The organism is Streptomyces sp. NRRL F-2580 (assembly GCF_000720115.1).
Taxonomy (GTDB): Bacteria; Actinomycetota; Actinomycetes; order Streptomycetales; family Streptomycetaceae; genus Streptomyces.
This window is the reverse complement of sequence record NZ_JOIR01000005.1, coordinates 170,980-187,428: the sequence shown is the minus strand read 5'-3', so window position 1 is coordinate 187,428 and position 16,449 is coordinate 170,980. Positions and strand designations below refer to the sequence as shown.

The following is a 16,449-nucleotide window of genomic DNA, read 5'->3' as shown; positions in this document are numbered from 1 at the left end:
CCACGATGAGTGCCTGTCGCCGCACCCGACGCGGCGCCGCCTCGACCCAGGGGAGTTGACCCGTATGTCCACCACGAAGCCGAACAGGCTCACCCGCCGCCTCAAGTCCGTCGTCGTGTCGACGGTCTTATTGCTCGCCGGCGCCGTCGTCGCACCGACCGGCGCGCACGCCGCCCCGGCGAACCACTACTACATCGAGATCGGCGGCACCGGCGCGGCCGCGGCCGCGCCCGGATGCACCACGAGCTTCGACGCCGCGAACAGGGATCTGAAGGGGGGCATCGCGATCCCGGTCTGCTACGTGGCCAGCGGCGGCCCCTTCGTCGGGAGCCACAACGAGCAGCCGGCCCCCTTCGCGCCGAGCTTCGGCGACAGCGTGAACCAGGGCTACTGGAACGCCAAGGCAGCCCTGGAGGACGCCTACCGGGCCGACCCGACCGCGACCTTCACGGTCGCCGGCTACTCCCAGGGCGCCTGGGTCGCCGACCTGCTGCTCCAGACGATCGCCGACAACGGCACCGAGGTACCGCGCGAGCGGGTCGACGGCATGCTCTACTCCGACCCGATGCAGCCCGGAACCGGTTTCTGGCGCCTGGTCCCGGAGGGGGTCCTCGTCCCCTTCGTGGCCTACTCCCCCGGCACCGGGCCGGAGGACTTCCCGGGCGTCCCCGTCCAGCGCCACTGCATCCAGACCGACGGGGTCTGTGACGCGACGTCCCTGAACTCCTTCCCCGGCTTCCTGCAGCAGCACCCGCGCTACTTCCGGGAGGGCGAGATCATCGCCACCACCCTCAACCAGCACGGCGGCCGCGGCACCGTCTGGTACCCGGCGGCCTGATTCCGGACAGCACGACGCCGCGGCCCGCACGGGGGGGGCCGCGGCGTCGTGCCGTGAACGGTGCCGGTCAGACGGCGGCGGCGGCCCGCGTCGTGGTCGCGATGGTGGCGGAGCCGACCACGCGGGTGCCGTCGTAGAGCACGATCGCCTGGCCGGGGGCCACGCCGCGGACCGGCTCGGTGAAGGAGACGCGCAGCTCGCCGTCCACGACCTCGGCGAAGACCTCGGTCTCGCCGCCGTGGGCGCGCAGCTGGGCGGTGTACGTGCCCGGGGCGGCGGCCACGGCTCCGCACCAGCGGGGGCGGATGGCGGTGAGGGCGGTGACGTCGAGGGCCTCGACCGGGCCGACGGTGACGGTGTTGTTCACCGGGGAGATGTCGAGGACGTAGCGGGGCTTGCCGTCGGGGGCCGGGTGGCCGATGCGCAGGCCCTTGCGCTGGCCGATGGTGAAGCCGAAGGCGCCCTCGTGGGTGCCGACCTTCTCGCCGGTCGCCTCGTCGACGATGTCGCCCTCGGCCTTGCCGAGGCGGTCGGCGAGGAAGCCCTGGGTGTCGCCGTCGGCGATGAAGCAGATGTCGTGGCTGTCGGGCTTCTTCGCGACGGCGAGGCCGCGGCGCTCGGCCTCGGCGCGGATCTCGTCCTTGGTGGTGAGGGTGTCGCCGAGCGGGAAGAGCGCGTGGGCGAGCTGCTTCTCGTCGAGGACGCCGAGGACGTACGACTGGTCCTTGGCCATGTCGGAGGCGCGGTGCAGCTCGCGGGAGCCGTCCTCGTTCAGCACGACGGTGGCGTAGTGCCCGGTGCAGACGGCGTCGAAGCCGAGGGCGAGCGCCTTGTCGAGCAGCGCCGCGAACTTGATCTTCTCGTTGCAGCGCAGGCAGGGGTTCGGGGTGCGCCCGGCCTCGTACTCGGAGATGAAGTCTTCGACGACGTCTTCGCGGAAGCGCTCGGCCAGGTCCCAGACGTAGAACGGGATGCCGATGACGTCGGCGGCGCGGCGGGCGTCGCGGGAGTCCTCGATGGTGCAGCAGCCGCGGGCGCCGGTCCGGAAGGACTGCGGGTTCGCGGAGAGCGCGAGGTGGACACCGGTCACGTCGTGCCCGGCTTCGACCGCGCGGGCGGCGGCGACGGCGGAGTCCACGCCGCCGGACATGGCGGCCAGGACGCGAAGGGGGCGGGCGGTGCGCGGCAGGTTTTCAGTCATAGCGCCTTCCAGGGTACGGGGGAACCGGCCGGGGTCACAGCGCGTTATCGGGTACGGGGGGTGGATCACATGACCGAGCTCGGGAACAAAAGATCGAAACCGCGGAACCGGACCCGCAGGGCGGTGCTGTTCGGCGGGCTCGGGGTGTTCGCGGCGGCGGCGGTCGCCGGCCACGACGAGATCGGCCGGGCCTGGTGGCTGATACCGGGAGTGGCCAAGCCGCGCAAGGAAGGCGAGATCGACCACGCGGGCGCGAGCTGGACCTCGGCCTCGCCCGCGAACTGGCGGATGGCGGACCGGCCCGACGACTACCGGGTGGACCGGATCGTCGTCCATGTCACACAGGGCAGCTTCGAGGGCTCGGTGCAGGCCTTCAAGAACCCGTGGCACAGGGCGTCGGCGCACTACATGGTGCGCGGCGACGGCCACGTGGAGCAGCTGGTGCGCGAGATGGACGTGGCCTTCCACGCGGCGAACCGCAAGATGAACGAGCGCAGCATCGGCATCGAACACGTCGGCTTCGTGGACCGCCCGCAGGACTTCACGGACGCGATGTACGCGGCCTCGGCCCGGCTGGCGGCCGACATCTGCCACCGGTACGGGATACCGGCGGACCGCACCCACCTCGTCGGGCACTCCGAGGTCCCGGGCGCCGACCACACGGATCCGGGCCCCCACTGGGACTGGGACCGCTACGTACGCCTCGTCCGGGCAGCCCTCGCGGCGGGCCCTAGCTGAGGCCCGCCGTGCGGGCGCGTTCCACCGCCGGGCCGATGGCCGCGGCCACGGCCGCGACGTCCTCCCTGGTGGAGGTGTGGCCGAGGGAGAAGCGCAGGGTGCCGCGGGCCAGCTGCGGGTCGGTGCCGGTGGCCAGCAGGACGTGGCTCGGCTGGGCCACGCCGGCGGTGCAGGCGGAGCCGGTGGAGCACTCGATGCCCTGGGCGTCGAGCAGGAGCAGCAGGGAGTCGCCCTCGCAGCCGGGGAAGCTGAAGTGGGCGTTGGCCGGAAGCCGCCCCTCGGGGTCTCCGCCGAGGACGGCGTCGGGCACGGCCGCGCGGACGGCGGCGACCAGCTCGTCGCGCAGGGCGCCGATCTCGGTGGCGAACCGCTCCCGCCGCTCGGCGGCGAGGACCGCGGCCACCGCGAAGGCGGCGATGGCCGGCACGTCGAGGGTGCCGGAGCGGACGTGCCGCTCCTGGCCGCCGCCGTGCAGGACGGGTACGGGGGTCTGGTCGCGGCCGAGGAGCAGCGCGCCGATGCCGTAGGGGCCGCCGACCTTGTGGCCGCTGACGGTCATCGCGGCGAGACCGCTGTCGGCGAAGTGGACGTCGAGCTGCCCGAAGGCCTGGACGGCGTCGGAGTGCAGCGGGATCCCGTGCTCGCGGGCGACGGCGGCCAGTTCACGGACCGGCATGACGGTGCCGATCTCGTTGTTGGCCCACATGACGGTGGCCAGGGCCACGTCGTCGGGGTCGCGCTCGACGGCTTCCCGGAAGGCGTCGGGGTGCACGCGGCCGTAGCGGTCCACGGGCAGGTACTCGACGCGGGCGCCCTCGTGTTCGGCGAGCCAGTGGACGGCGTCGAGCACGGCGTGGTGCTCGACGGGGCTCGCCAGGACCCTGGTCCGGCCCGGGTCGGCGTCGCGCCGGGCCCAGTAGAGGCCCTTGACGGCGAGGTTGTCGGCCTCCGTGCCGCCGGCGGTGAACACCACCTCGCTCGGGCGGGCGCCGACCGCCTCGGCGAAGGCCTCGCGGGCCTCCTCGACGGTACGGCGGGCCCGGCGGCCGGCGGCGTGGAGGGAGGACGCGTTCCCCGTGGCGGCGAACTGCGCGGTCATCGCCGCGGCGGCCTCCGGCAGCATCGGGGTGGTGGCGGCGTGGTCGAGGTAGGCCATGATCCCCCGATTCTACGAGCCCGCCGGTGCCGGTCCGCCCGGCGGGACCCTCACCGTCTCCTGGGGCTCCGCCCGAGGCCCCGCGCCCCGAACGCCGGCGGGGCTGGATTTGCCGGGAGGCCCGCCCGGGCCGAGCGGTGCGAGGGGCGCGTTCAGGAACGGAGCGCGCGGGCCAGTTGGCGGGACTGGGCGACCAGGTGGTCCGTCGAGTCCCAGACCTCGGCGTCCTCCTCCAGGAAGCCGCCGGCCAGGTTGCGGGTGGTGATGGCGACCCGGAGCGGTCCGGGGGCCGGGCGGCGGCGGACGTGCGTGGTGAGTTCCACGGTCGGGGTCCAGGCCACCAGGCCGAGGTCGAAGGCGGTCGGCGGCAGCGCGTCCACCGCGAGGAGCATGGACAGCGGGTCGGCGTCGCGGCCGTCGGCCAGCTCGAACCAGGCCCGCATCTCGCCCTTGCCCGAGGGGGCGCCGACGGCCCAGCCCGCGGTCGCCGGGTCCAGCCGGAGCCGGAGCCGGTCCACGATGGCGGAGCTGCCGGGGATCGGGGCCGGGCCGGCCTCGGGGCCGATGCAGTCCTCGTAGGCGGGCATGACGGGCGGCTCGGCGACCGTGCGGACGTCGTCCGGGAGGGCCGCGAGGTCGCCGTAGGAGGCGAGGACGCGGATGCGCTCGACCTCGGCGCCGCTCTCGTCGAACTGGAACAGCGAGGCCTGCCCGGTGGAGAGGGTGCGGCCGACGCGGACCACCTGCGTGCGGATCACGGCGGGGCCGGGCACGGAGGAGGTCAGGTAGTGCGCGGAGACGGTGAAGGGGTCCGGGTGCGGGAGGGCCGCGGAGAGGGCCCGGCCGACCAGGGCCAACAGGTAGCCGCCGTTGACGGCGGCGATGATCGTCCACCCGGCGGAGAGTTCCGCGTCGTACACCCCGGGCTCGTCCGCGCGTGCGGTGATGCTGGTGTCGCGGTCGAACTCACTGTCGCCGATGGATGCCTTGGCAGCTGCGTGTGACATGAAAACGACGGTACACCGGGTTGCTACTAAGCGGTAGCTTTCTCTTCCTACGGCTCTTCGGCCACCGAAGAGCGCCGGTTCCAGGCCAGCGGGGCCCGCCAGTGGTAGCGCATGGCGAGGAGCCGCAGAACGAACGTGGTGACGATCGCCAGGCCGGTGGTGACCGCGTTGAGGGAGTCCAGGGCGATGGAGACGGCGACCATGGCGGCTCCGACCGTGGCGGGCACGGCGTACATCTCGCGGTCGCGCAGCAGCGAGGGCACCTCGTTGACGAGTACGTCGCGCAGTACGCCCCCGCCGACGGCCGTGGCCAGGCCGAGCGCGGCGGACGCGGTGAGGCCGAGGCCGTACTCGTAGGCCTTGGTCGTGCCCGTCACGCAGAACAGCGCGAGGCCGGCGGCGTCGAACACGTTGATGGCCCGGTTGATCCGCTGGACCTCGGGGTGCAGGAAGAAGACGAGCGCGGCGGCGATCAGCGGCGTGACGAAGAAACTGAGCTCGCCGAAGGCGGCCGGCGGGACCGCGCCGATGACGAGGTCACGGAAGAGGCCGCCGCCGAGGGCCGTGACCAGGGCGAGGACGGCGATGCCGAAGACGTCGAAGTTCTTGCGGACGGCGAGCAGGGCGCCGGCGGTGGCGAAGACGAAGATGCCGGCGAGGTCCAGCGCATGCTGGACCCCGGGCGGGAAGAGATCGTGGAGCACCGGGTCATTGTCGCCCCTCGCTCCCGCCCTTGTGCTCCCGCCGGGGGTTACGGGGTCGAGTGCGGGCCGCCGGACCCGTGCGGCTCAAAGACCTGGGGCTCCGCCCCGGACCCCGCCCCTCAAACGCCGGCGGGGCCGGAGGGTGCGGCGGGGCCGGAAAGTGCCGGGCGGGGCCGGAAAGTGCTGGGCGGGGCCGGATGGTCCAGCCCCGCCTGCCCTGCTACTCCGTCGTCTTCGCCACCGCGTCCGCCGCGCCGGGCAGGGGCTTGTCGCCCGGGGCCTGGTCGGGGGCGTTCTCCGGGTGGTGGCAGGCCACCTGGTGGCCCGTCTTCAGCGACAACAGCGGCGGTTCCTGCGTCGTGCAGATCTGCGTGGCCTTCCAGCACCGCGTGTGGAAGCGGCACCCGCTCGGCGGCGAGATCGGCGAGGGCACGTCGCCCTTGAGCAGGATGCGCCCGCTCTTCGCGCCCCGGCGGCGCGGGTCCGGAACGGGTACGGCCGACAGCAGCGCCTTGGTGTACGGGTGCATCGGGCTCTCGTAGAGCGCGGTCCGGTCGGCCAGTTCCACGAGCTTGCCGAGGTACATCACGGCGATGCGGTCGGACACGTGCCGGATGACCGACAGGTCGTGCGCGATGATCACGTAGGTGAGGCCGAGCTCCTCCTGGAGGTCGTCCAGCAGGTTGACCACCTGGGCCTGGATCGACACGTCCAGCGCCGAGACCGGCTCGTCCGCGACGACCAGCTTCGGGTTCAGTGCCAGGGCGCGGGCGATGCCGATGCGCTGGCGCTGGCCGCCGGAGAACTCGTGCGGGTAACGGTTGTAGTGCTCCGGGTTGAGACCCACCAGCGACAGCAGCCGCTGGACCTCGGCCTTGAGCCCGCCCTCCGGCTGCACGCCCTGCAGCTTGAAGGGGGCGCTGACGATCGTGCCGACCGTGTGGCGCGGGTTCAGCGAGCCGTACGGGTCCTGGAAGATCATCTGGATGTCGCGGCGCAGCGGCCGCATGGCCGAGGCCCCGAGGTGGGTGATGTCCTTGCCCTCGAACTCGATGGTCCCGCCCGTGGGCTCCAGCAGCCGGGTGATCAGCCGGCCCATCGTGGACTTGCCGCAACCGGACTCGCCCACGACCCCGAGGGTCTCACCGCGGCGCACCTCGAAGTCGAGGCCGTCGACGGCCTGGACCGCGCCGGACTGCCGGCGCAGCAGCCCCTTGTGGATGGGGAAGTGCTTGGTCAGCCCGGACACCTTGAGCAGCGGCCCGGGCTCCTCCGCCCGCTGCGCGGGGACACCGGGGGCGTCCGTCTTCTTCATGTCCTCGGTCACAGCTTCGGCGCAATCTCTTCGGTCCAGATCCGGGTCCGCTGTTCCGTCGGCATGTGGCAGGCGGACCAGTGCTTGTGCCCGTCCTCGGTCAGCTCGGGCCGCTGGGTGCGGGTGATCCCGTCCTTGGGCACGTCGGCGTACGGGCAGCGCGGATTGAAGGCACAGCCGCTGGGGATGTTGATCAGGCTGGGCGGCGAGCCCTTGACCGGGATGAGCCGCTCGGTCTGGTCGCGGTCGATGCGGGGCATCGAACCGAGCAGGCCCCAGGTGTACGGGTGGCGGGGTTCGTAGAAGACCTTCTCGGCGGAACCGCGCTCCACGCACCGGCCGCCGTACATCACGAGGATGTCGTCGGCCATCTCGGCGACCACGCCGAGGTCGTGGGTGATCATGATGACCGCGGAGCCGAACTCCTTCTGCAGGTCCCGGATGAGGTCGAGGATCTGCGCCTGGACGGTGACGTCGAGGGCGGTCGTCGGCTCGTCCGCGATGAGCAGCTCGGGGTTGTTCACCAGCGCCATCGCGATCATGGCGCGCTGGCGCATGCCGCCCGAGAACTCGTGCGGGTAGTTGTCCACCCGCTGGTCGGGCTCGGGGATGCCGACGCGGTCCAGCATCTCGACGGCCCGGGCGCGCGCGACCTTCTTGCTCACGTCGTGGTGGACCCGGTAGGCCTCCACGATCTGGGAGCCGATCGTGTAGTAGGGGTGCATCGCGCTGAGCGGGTCCTGGAAGATCATCGCCATCTCCCGGCCGCGCAGCTTGCGCACCTCCTCCGGGTGGGCGGAGAGCAGCTCCTTGCCGTCCAGCCAGACCTCGCCGGAGAGGGAGGCGCTGGACCGGCCGCCGTTGCCGACGCGGTGCAGGCCCATGAGGGCGAGCGAGGTGACGGACTTGCCGGAGCCCGACTCGCCCACGATGCCGAGGGTCTTGCCCTTCTCCAGCTGGAAGGAGAGTCCGTCGACCGATTTCACCAGGCCGTCGTCCGTGGGGAAGTGGACCCGCAGGTCGCGGACGTCGAGGAAGGCCCCGGGCGCGCCGGGTGCCGTCGCGGTTCCGGTACCGGTGTCGGTGCCGGCTCCTGTGCTGGTTTCGGTGCCCTGGCCGGCACCGCTGACGGGCTTCGTCGGGTCGGTCACGACAGCCTCACCCTCGGGTCGATGATGGCGTAGACGAGGTCGACCAGCAGGTTGCACAACACGATGAAGAACGCGGCGAACAGGGTCACGCCGAGGATCTTCGGAAGGTCGTTGACCGCGATCGCCTGGTAGGCGTACTCGCCGACCCCGTGGTACGAGAAGACGGTCTCGGTGACGATGGCGCCGCCGAGGAGGAGCCCGAAGTCCATGCCGAAGATGGTGATGATCGGCGTCAGGGCGGACCTGAGTCCGTGCCGGGTCACCACCACTCGCTCGCGCAGGCCCTTGGCACGGGCCGTCCGGATGTAGTCCTCGCTCATCGTCTCCAGCATCCCGGCCCGGGTGAGGCGGGCGTAGAGCGCCGAGTAGAGGAAGGCGAGGGTGCACCAGGGCAGGACGAGCGCCTGGAACCAGCCGGTCGGGTCGTCGGAGAAGTCGACGTACACGTTGGTGAAGATCGGCCAGTTGAAGACGAACAGGGCCAGCGACAGGACGCCGGTGAAGAACATGGGCAGCGAGACGCCGGCCAGCGCCACGCCCATGGCCACGCGGTCGAAGAGCGACCCGGGGCGCAGGGCGGAGATGACGCCGGTGGTCACGCCGGTGACCAGCCAGACGACGGCCGCGCCGAAGGCGAGGGAGGCCGTGACCGGCAGGCGCTCCAGCATCTGGGGCCAGACCTCGACGTGGTCCTTGAAGGAGTAGCCGAGGCAGGGCGCGTGGCACTGAGAGGGCTGCGGGCCGAAGTTGAACTCGCGGCCGACGAATATCCCCTTCAGGAACTCCCAGAACTGGTGGTGCAGGGGCTGGTCGAGGCCGAGGTTCTGCTTGACAGCGGCGATCGACTCCGGTGACGGGTTCTTGCCGATGTACTGAGTGGCGAGCGAGTCGACGGTTCCGCCGGCCAGCCTGGGCAGCAGGAAGAAAATCGCAAAGGTGATCGCGCTGACGACGAGCAGCAGGGCCACCGCGGCGATCATCCGCCGGACGATGTACACAAACACGAGGGTCGGCTTCGGCGTCCGCCGGCCCGTACGGCCCCCCGGTCGGGGGAGCCGCACGAGCCGGCGTGCACTGCTGCCTTCACCTGCCTTCCACGGTTCTGGCAGATCGGGCTGAAAGGTCGGGCCTTACTGGGTTCGGACTTACTTCAGACCGACGTTGAGGTAGTCGTACTGGCCGCTCCAGGCCGGGTTCGACACCGCGTTGGTGATCTTCGGCGAGCGGTAGTGCAGCACCTTGAAGTAGGTCAGCGGCACGATGACCGCCTCGTCCATGACCTTCTTGTCGATGTCGCCGTAGACCTTCTCCCGCGCGGCGGGGTCGGTGTTGGCGATGTTGTCGTTGAGCATCTTGTTGATCTCGGGGTTGTTCAGCTGCGACAGGTTGGTGTTGCCCGTCTTGCCGATCGCGTCACCGTGGACCACCTGCTGGAGGAAACCGAAGCCGGTCGGCCAGTCGGCACCCCACTGCATCATCATGAGGCCGATCTTGTTGTCCTCGGTGAACTTCGGGACACCCGCGTAGTCACTGAAGTACTTGCCGGCCGGGTACTGCTGGATCTTGACGGTGATCCCGACCTTCTTCAGCGAGGCCTGGATAGCGGTGGCCATGTCGACCTCACCGGCACGGTCGTTGCGGGCCGTGATGGTGGTCTCGAAGCCGTTCGGCTGGCCGCACGCGGTCAGCAGTTCCTTGGACTTGGCCTCGTCACCCTTGTTGTCCGGGGTCTTGTAGGTGTCGAAGTCCACGTGGCCCGGGATGTCCGTCGGCAGCACCGTGCTGGCGATGGCGCCGCGGACCGGTCCGCCGAAGGCGGTCTGCACCGAGACCTTGTCGACCGCGTACTGGACGGCCTTGCGGCACTCGGCCTTGTCGAAGGGCGCCACCTTGGTGTTGATCGCCATGTAGACCAGGCGACCGCCCTGCGCGTTGTCGGTGTTCGGGTCCTTCGAGCTCAGCAGCTCCGACTGGGTCTGCTGGGCGACGCCGTTGCCCACGATGTCGATGTGGGAGTTGCCGGCCTTCAGGTTGGAGTCGATCGTCTCCTGGTTGACCTTCAGCTTGACGACGATCTTGTCCGGCAGCTGCTTGCGGAGCGGGTCGTTGCCGGCGTCCCAGTTGGGGTTGCGGACCAGGACGGCCTGCTTGTCCTGCTCGTAGCTCTCGAACATGTACGAGCCGGAGGACATGATGTGCTTGACGTAGTCCGCGCCGTCGTCCTTGGCCTTCGGCACCGGGGCCGACTGCGGGTTGGCCAGGAGGTAGTCGAACTCCGCGAAGGGCTGCTTGAGCTTGAAGACGATGGTGTGGTCGTCCGGGGTCTCGATGGACTTCAGACCTTCGTCGCTCTTGTCCTTGTACGGGCCTTCGTACTTCGGCTCGTTGTCCTTGAGGTACTGGGCCAGGTAGCTCGGGCCGTTGGAGTGGACGTCACGGGCGAAGTTGCTGCGCTCGACGCCGTACTTGACGTCCTTCGAGGTGACCTCGGTGCCGTCGCTGTACTTCACGCCCTTGCGGAGCTTGTACGTCCAGGTGGCGCCGCCGTCGCTCGCCACGCCCAGGGACTCGGCGAGGTCCGGCACGACCTTGTTGCCCTCGGCGCCCGGCGCGGGGGCGAAGGTGGTCAGCGGACGCGCGTACAGGCGGCTGAAGTTGAAGACGAAGCCGTAGTACGTGTTGCCCGGGTCGAACGAGTCGGGCGTGTCGGACGCCTCGTAGACGAGCGTTCCGCCCTTCTTGTCCGAGGTGTTGACGACACCCGTGACGGCGGCGTTGGCAGCGGCGGAACCCTTGCCGTCGCCCTCGCCCGTCTTGTCCCCGCCGCTGCACGCGGAGGCGCCCATGGCGATGCTGATGGCGGCCACGAGCACCGCAGCTGATCTCGACCTGCTTTTCATGGTGGAGTTAAGCCCCCTGATTCAGAGTGGAGTGGTGATGGGGTGGGCGGTGGCCCGGCCGCGCCCGAGGAAACGGTTCAGCGGCGGCTCTTGGGGTCCAGGGCGTCCCGCAGACCGTCGCCGAGCAGGTTGAAGGCGAGCACGGTGATGAAGATCGCCAGGCCCGGCACGACCATGTACATCGGGTCGACCTTGTAGTACCTGACGGCCTCGCTCAGCATTCCGCCCCAGGAAGCCTGCGGGGGCTGGATACCGACGCCCAGGAAGCTCAGGGACGCCTCGAAAAGGATGTTGGTGGGGATCAGCAGGGTCGCGTAGACGAGGATCGGCGCCACCAGGTTCGGGAGCAGCTCCCTAAAGACTATGAACGGGCCCCGCGCTCCCAGGGAGCGTGCCGCGTCGACGAACTCCCGTTCGCGCAGCGACAGCGTCTGACCGCGCACGATGCGTCCGATGTACGGCCAGCCGAAGAAGCCGATCACGAACACCAGCACGCTGATGTGGAGCGGCAGCCCCTCCAGTCCGAAGGCACCGCCCTGCAGCGCGGCCGAGATGGAGATCGCGAACAGCAGCAGCGGGAAGGCGAGGAAGGTGTCCATCATCCGGCTGATGACGGTGTCGGCCCAGCCGCCGTAGTAGCCGGCGACGACGCCCAGCACCGAGCCGATGACCACGGACAGCAGGGTCGAGCCGAAGGCCACGAGCAGCGACACCCAGGAGCCCTCCAGGATGCGGGTGGCGATGTCACGGCCGAACTTCGGCTCCACGCCCAGCGGGTGGGACCAGCTGATGCCGCCGAAGGGGCCGGTGGGGGTCGCGAGCGACGGGTCGATCAGGTCTTGGTGGAGGGCGTCGGGATCGAGGCCGAAGATCGCCTGGATCGGCTGCGCGAGAACGGCCAGCACGACCAGGAAGAGGACGACGATCCCGCCGGCCATCGCGACCTTGTCCCGCTTGAGGCGGGTCCAGGCGATCCGGCCGAGCGAACGACCCTCAATCGCCCCTTGCTTCGCCCCGTCCGGGCTGGCGCCGGGCTGGAGCCCCGCGGGCCCGCTGGTCTCGGTAGGTGCCGTCATCGTGGTGGGGACCCCTCTCGGCCGGCTGGTGGCCGGCCCCTGCCAGCCGCTGTGACGGCTTGGTTCACATCGTGTCGCGGTCGTCGCTGGTTGCCGGCGGTTCGTCGCTACGGAACTGCTCGCGAAATGCGGATGAAGAGTGGGCACCCGCTGGTTGGGCCCTCTCAGTGGGGGGAGTCTTCAACGGTCTCTCGATCACCCGCCAGACCCGACGGTGATGTGATGCGCAACCGTGATGTGACGAGTCGACTTCCGTTATCCGAACGGCGCACCCGCCTCAGCGGTTCAAGACCTCATGTTCGGCGCGGAACGGACATCCGCCCCAACTGCCCTTTCGGACGTGGATCTTGGGTCTATTCGGCGGATATGCCGAAGGCCGCACCGATGGGTCCGGTGCGGCCTTCGAGGGGAATGTCTCGATATGTGGAGAGACGGATCAGTACGCCGGGGCCTGGCCCTCGCGGTCGTAGAAGGGGCGGGTCTGCGCGCGCAGCCACATCGCCACCGGGTCGTGTTCGTCCGCCAGCGCGACCGTGCACACCGGGACGCCTTCGGGGACCACCCCGACGGACTGGCGCATCATCTCCCGTACGGATTCCAGCGCGGTCGCGGAGGCGTCGTACAGGTCGAGCCCGACCGCGAGGTACGGGGACCCGAGCGCGGGCTGCACCCAGGCGCGGCGCAGCGACCGGACGGCGGGCGTGCGGTGCGCGTGCTGGGTCAGCAGCCCGTAGAACTGCGGGAGCTCGATGGCGGGCTCGGAGAGCCGCAGCGGGCCGGCCGGCATCCGGTCCAGGCCGGTGGCGATCCGGCGCAGGTCGGCCCAGGGGACGCCGAGGCCGCCGCCCGGGGCGTGCGGGTTGAGCCACAGGCCCCAGCGGTCCGGGTAGAGCGCGCGGGCGATGTCTCGCCCGGTGACCACCTCGTAGCCCCGGTTCCAGCTGCTGGCGGCCAGCTCCTGCGGGGAGGTGACGCAGGGCGCGTACCCGAGGCCGTCGACCTCCATGCCGCCGTACTGGGCGTCCGTGGAGCCCGGCTGCCCCTGCCAGAGCAGCATCCAGAGCCGCCCCTCGGACAGGGCATGCAGGAGCGACTCGTAACTCTCATAGCGCCCGGGGGTCACCTGGCGCATCATGTGCTCGACCTGCCCGGCCGCGGCCGTGCCTGACGCACTCACCCGGTACCCCTCTTCGTCCGCCCGTCGTCCACGCGTGCCCCTCAGCTTAAGCGGCCCTACGGAAGGTAGAAGGGGCGTACGCGCTCACGAATCCAGTCCGTGACCGGGTCCTGGGCGGCGTCCAGCAGGATCAACTGCACGGGCCACGGCGGCGGGACACGCGTCAGCGCCCGTCCGAGGGCCTCCATCGGGGCCTCGCGCATCTCGGATTCCCATCCCAGCAGGCGGACACCGATGAACAGCTCCGGCGCCCCGCCCTCGATGCTGGCCAGGCAGCGGTGCGCGGCCGCGACCACTCCGGTGGCCCGGAACTCCTCGGCCGCGGCGGCCAGGAAGTCCACCGGGTCCTCCTGCCAGTCGGGCTCGTAGAGCCGGACGCGACCGCCGGTGGAGGGGCCGTCGAGCGGGGTCCGGCCGGTTCGGCAGAGCTCCGCGACGGCGGGCGGAGGGAGCGGGACGCCGACGGCGCCCTCGGGATTGACCGCGATGCCGAGCTGCGGGGGCAGGCCGCGGGCGAACTCCACGGCCGGGGCCACGGCGAAGTCCATGCTGGGGCCGACGCAGGCGAGGAACTGGGCCTCGGAGCTGTAGACGGGGACGTAGGCCGCGCCGTCGATGTCCATCGTGGGCAGGGTGAGGTCGGCCGAGTCCGGGCCGCCGCCTCCGGGCAGGGGCACCCATACCTGGCTGCGCCCGAGCACCTCCAGGATCCGCCCGCCGGCGTCCGGCTTCCCGAGCGCCGCCCCGAGCACATGCTCCAGCTCATTCCCCGGCCAGCCGCTGCCCTGCATGTCCCGTGCCTCCGTGATCCCGCCGCGTGTCGCCCCGCAGGGTACCGGCCCGTACGCGCCGCCGCTGCGGGGGCCCGGCCCGCTGCGCCTCACACGCCGCAGGGGCTGGACGATGCGGGTCAGGCGTGGAACGCGATGCGGGTCACCGTCGCGGCCGAGGCACGGTCGAGCAGGGTGACCGAGGCGCAGCCCCGCGGGGGGCGGCCCGCCTCGGCTTCGCGCAGGAGGCGGCCCACCGCGCCCCGGTGGCGGGCGAAGGCGTAGGCCGAGACCCGCCGCCCCCGCGCGGCCTGCCCGGAGAGGGCCTCCGCGGGGCTCGTGTCGAGGAGGAGCAGGTGCAGCGCCCGCCCCCGGCGCCGCGCGGCCGCCCCGAGCAGCCCGCGCACCCAGCTCTGCGTACCGCAGTCGTGGACGACCACGGAGGCTCCGGAGCGCAGGAGCCGCCACAGCCCCCAGTAGTGCGCGGCGCGCACCAGCGGCCGGTACGCGGCGTACGGCAGGGGCACCGGCATCCGCCGTTCCCAGCGCTCACGGGTGTCCTGGGAGTCGACGGCGCCGCCCTCGGCCGCCGCCCGCGTGATCAGGGTGCTCTTGCCACCGCCGGGCAGGCCGGACACCACGACGATGTCCCCGTCGGCGAAGGCGAGCCGCTGCGGGCCGCGCACCTCGGGTCCGCGCAGGTCGCGTACGGAGCCGATGCCGTCGTCCGCCGGACGCTCGCGCCCGCGGTCCCGTTCGCGCGCCCCGCGCTGCGCCGGCACCGCGTCCACGGTTCCCGTCGTCGACACCACTCCGAATCTCCGCACAGTGTTCGCCTCCCCCGAATCGGGTCGCCAGGACCCTTGCCCACTGAGTGTAAAGAGACGGTAATCCGGCACCCCCGGTTCCGGTCCGACCGCTCGGGGTACCGTACGAACTTTCGGACCCCTCCGCCCGATCACGGGCATGGCGTGCAATGATGTGCGCCATCTGGACCAACTGCATACCGGCCGCTTGAATCCGCGCGGGAGAGTCCCGGCACGCCGCAAGGCCGTGCGCGGGCGCCGAAGGAGCAAGATCCTCCCTTGAATCTCTCAGGCCCCGTACCGCGTGGATGAGGCAGATCTGAAAAGCGAGCTGCTCGACAGCTCCACCCAAGGTGCAAGCCGAGGAACTCTCGGCGAACCTCTCAGGTTCCGATGACAGATGGGGAGGACCCTCCTCGTCATGTCATGCCCTGGGACTCGGGAGCCACACCCATGAGCACTGCCCCCCGTCTGACCGCCCTCGATGCGCTGCACCGCTCGCTCGGTGCGACCATGACCGACTTCGCGGGCTGGGACATGCCGCTGCGGTACGCCAGCGAGCGCGACGAGCACAACGCCGTACGCACCAAGGCCGGCCTCTTCGACCTGTCCCACATGGGCGAGATCACGCTGACCGGCCCGGAGGCCGTCAAGGCGCTGGACTACGCGCTGGTCGGCAACATCTCCACCGTCGGCGTCGGCCGCGCCCGCTACACCCACATCTGTCAGGAGGACGGCGGGATCGTCGACGACCTGATCGTCTACCGCCTCGGCGAGACCGAGTTCATGGTCGTCGCCAACGCCTCCAACGCCCAGGTCGTCCTCGACGCCCTGACCGAGCGTGCCGCCGGCTTCGACACCGAGGTCCGCGACGACCGCGACGCGTACGCGCTGCTCGCGGTGCAGGGCCCGGAGTCCCCCGGCATCCTGGCCTCCCTGACGGACGCCGACCTGGACGGCCTCAAGTACTACGCCGGTCTGCCGGGCACCGTCGCGGGCGTGCCCGCGCTGATCGCGCGTACGGGCTACACCGGCGAGGACGGCTTCGAGCTCTTCGTCGCTCCCGAGCACGCCGTGGAGCTGTGGCAGGCGCTGACCAAGGCGGGCGAGGGCGTGGGCCTGGTGCCGGCCGGCCTGTCCTGCCGCGACACCCTGCGCCTGGAAGCGGGCATGCCGCTGTACGGGCACGAGCTGACCACCTCCCTCACCCCGTTCGACGCGGGGCTGGGCCGGGTCGTGAAGTTCGAGAAGGAGGGGGACTTCGTCGGCCGCGCCGCGCTGGAGTCCGCCGCCGAGCGCGCCGCCACGAACCCGCCGCGCAAGCTGGTCGGCCTGATCGCCGAGGGCCGCCGCGTCCCGCGCGCCGGTTTCCCGGTCGTCGCCGACGGTCAGGTCATCGGTGAGGTCACCTCGGGCGCCCCGTCCCCGACGCTGGGCAAGCCGATCGCGATGGCGTACGTGGACGCGGCGCACGCCGCGCCCGGCACCTCCGGCGTCGGCGTCGACATTCGCGGTACGCATGAGCCGTACGAGGTCGTGGCGCTGCCGTTCTACAAGCGGCAGAAGTAGCTCCACTCACGACGTCCGCCGTACGGGTACCCGTACGGCGC

At 71.2% G+C, this 16,449-nt stretch carries 15 protein-coding genes and 1 riboswitch; of the genes, 3 read left to right on the top strand and 12 right to left on the bottom strand.

Going from position 1 to position 16,449, the window contains the following annotated elements; translation table 11 throughout:
* The first annotated feature begins 64 nt into the window (after nucleotides 1-64).
* Nucleotides 65-838 (top strand): PE-PPE domain-containing protein, encoded by a 774-nt coding sequence (locus tag IF88_RS0106925; protein WP_051836549.1) that lies wholly within the window; start codon nucleotides 65-67, stop codon nucleotides 836-838.
* Nucleotides 839-905: 67 nt separating this feature from the next.
* Here the strand turns inward: IF88_RS0106925 and mnmA are convergent, their stop codons facing one another.
* Entirely contained in the window at nucleotides 906-2,039 is a 1,134-nt protein-coding gene (gene mnmA, locus IF88_RS0106920) for a tRNA 2-thiouridine(34) synthase MnmA (protein ID WP_030708328.1), read from the bottom strand.
* Between the two features lie 69 nt (nucleotides 2,040-2,108).
* Between mnmA and IF88_RS0106915 the strand changes: the two genes are divergently transcribed.
* The gene (locus IF88_RS0106915) at nucleotides 2,109-2,777 is read left to right on the top strand and encodes an N-acetylmuramoyl-L-alanine amidase (RefSeq protein ID WP_030708326.1); all 669 of its coding nucleotides are present in this window, start codon (nucleotides 2,109-2,111) and stop codon (nucleotides 2,775-2,777) included.
* Here IF88_RS0106915 and IF88_RS0106910 read toward each other — a convergent pair.
* The 11 genes from IF88_RS0106910 to IF88_RS0106860 all read right to left on the bottom strand — a co-directional run bounded on the left by IF88_RS0106910 (nucleotide 2,770) and on the right by IF88_RS0106860 (nucleotide 14,842).
* Nucleotides 2,770-3,933, bottom strand: a complete 1,164-nt coding sequence (locus IF88_RS0106910; RefSeq protein WP_030708323.1) for a cysteine desulfurase family protein — start codon at nucleotides 3,931-3,933, stop codon at nucleotides 2,770-2,772. The genes IF88_RS0106915 and IF88_RS0106910 overlap by 8 nt on opposite strands.
* 152 nt (nucleotides 3,934-4,085) lie before the next feature.
* Nucleotides 4,086-4,940: a thioesterase family protein gene (locus IF88_RS0106905; RefSeq protein WP_030708321.1), complete on the bottom strand. Its 855-nt coding sequence runs from the start codon at nucleotides 4,938-4,940 to the stop codon at nucleotides 4,086-4,088.
* A gap of 47 nt (nucleotides 4,941-4,987) precedes the next feature.
* Nucleotides 4,988-5,644 carry a trimeric intracellular cation channel family protein gene (locus IF88_RS0106900; protein WP_030708319.1) on the bottom strand — a complete coding sequence of 219 codons (657 nt, stop codon included), beginning with the start codon at nucleotides 5,642-5,644 and terminating at the stop codon, nucleotides 4,988-4,990.
* A gap of 220 nt (nucleotides 5,645-5,864) precedes the next feature.
* Nucleotides 5,865-6,971 carry an ABC transporter ATP-binding protein gene (locus IF88_RS0106895; RefSeq protein WP_420710918.1) on the bottom strand — a complete coding sequence of 369 codons (1,107 nt, stop codon included), beginning with the start codon at nucleotides 6,969-6,971 and terminating at the stop codon, nucleotides 5,865-5,867.
* Nucleotides 6,968-8,110: an ABC transporter ATP-binding protein gene (locus IF88_RS0106890; RefSeq protein WP_051836548.1), complete on the bottom strand. Its 1,143-nt coding sequence runs from the start codon at nucleotides 8,108-8,110 to the stop codon at nucleotides 6,968-6,970. The genes IF88_RS0106895 and IF88_RS0106890 overlap by 4 nt, the downstream gene beginning before the upstream one ends.
* Nucleotides 8,107-9,114 (bottom strand): ABC transporter permease, encoded by a 1,008-nt coding sequence (locus IF88_RS0106885; RefSeq protein WP_107050483.1) that lies wholly within the window; start codon nucleotides 9,112-9,114, stop codon nucleotides 8,107-8,109. The genes IF88_RS0106890 and IF88_RS0106885 overlap by 4 nt, the downstream gene beginning before the upstream one ends.
* Nucleotides 9,115-9,255: 141 nt before the next feature.
* Nucleotides 9,256-10,956 carry an ABC transporter substrate-binding protein gene (locus IF88_RS0106880; RefSeq protein WP_107050490.1) on the bottom strand — a complete coding sequence of 567 codons (1,701 nt, stop codon included), beginning with the start codon at nucleotides 10,954-10,956 and terminating at the stop codon, nucleotides 9,256-9,258.
* A gap of 131 nt (nucleotides 10,957-11,087) precedes the next feature.
* Entirely contained in the window at nucleotides 11,088-12,086 is a 999-nt protein-coding gene (locus IF88_RS0106875) for an ABC transporter permease (RefSeq protein ID WP_030708309.1), read from the bottom strand.
* Between the two features lie 436 nt (nucleotides 12,087-12,522).
* Nucleotides 12,523-13,263 (bottom strand): enhanced serine sensitivity protein SseB C-terminal domain-containing protein, encoded by a 741-nt coding sequence (locus IF88_RS0106870; RefSeq protein ID WP_030708308.1) that lies wholly within the window; start codon nucleotides 13,261-13,263, stop codon nucleotides 12,523-12,525.
* Between the two features lie 56 nt (nucleotides 13,264-13,319).
* The gene (locus IF88_RS0106865; RefSeq protein WP_030708306.1) at nucleotides 13,320-14,054 is read right to left on the bottom strand and encodes an enhanced serine sensitivity protein SseB; all 735 of its coding nucleotides are present in this window, start codon (nucleotides 14,052-14,054) and stop codon (nucleotides 13,320-13,322) included.
* Nucleotides 14,055-14,173: 119 nt separating this feature from the next.
* Complete coding sequence (locus IF88_RS0106860) at nucleotides 14,174-14,842, bottom strand: AAA family ATPase (protein ID WP_234323452.1); 669 nt, start codon at nucleotides 14,840-14,842, stop codon at nucleotides 14,174-14,176.
* A gap of 206 nt (nucleotides 14,843-15,048) precedes the next feature.
* Nucleotides 15,049-15,152, top strand: a riboswitch (glycine riboswitch).
* A 140-nt stretch (nucleotides 15,153-15,292) separates the two neighbouring features.
* On the opposite strand from IF88_RS0106860, the gene gcvT reads away from it, so the two are divergent.
* Entirely contained in the window at nucleotides 15,293-16,408 is a 1,116-nt protein-coding gene (gene gcvT, locus IF88_RS0106855; protein WP_030708303.1) for a glycine cleavage system aminomethyltransferase GcvT, read from the top strand.
* Nucleotides 16,409-16,449: the final 41 nt, after the last annotated feature.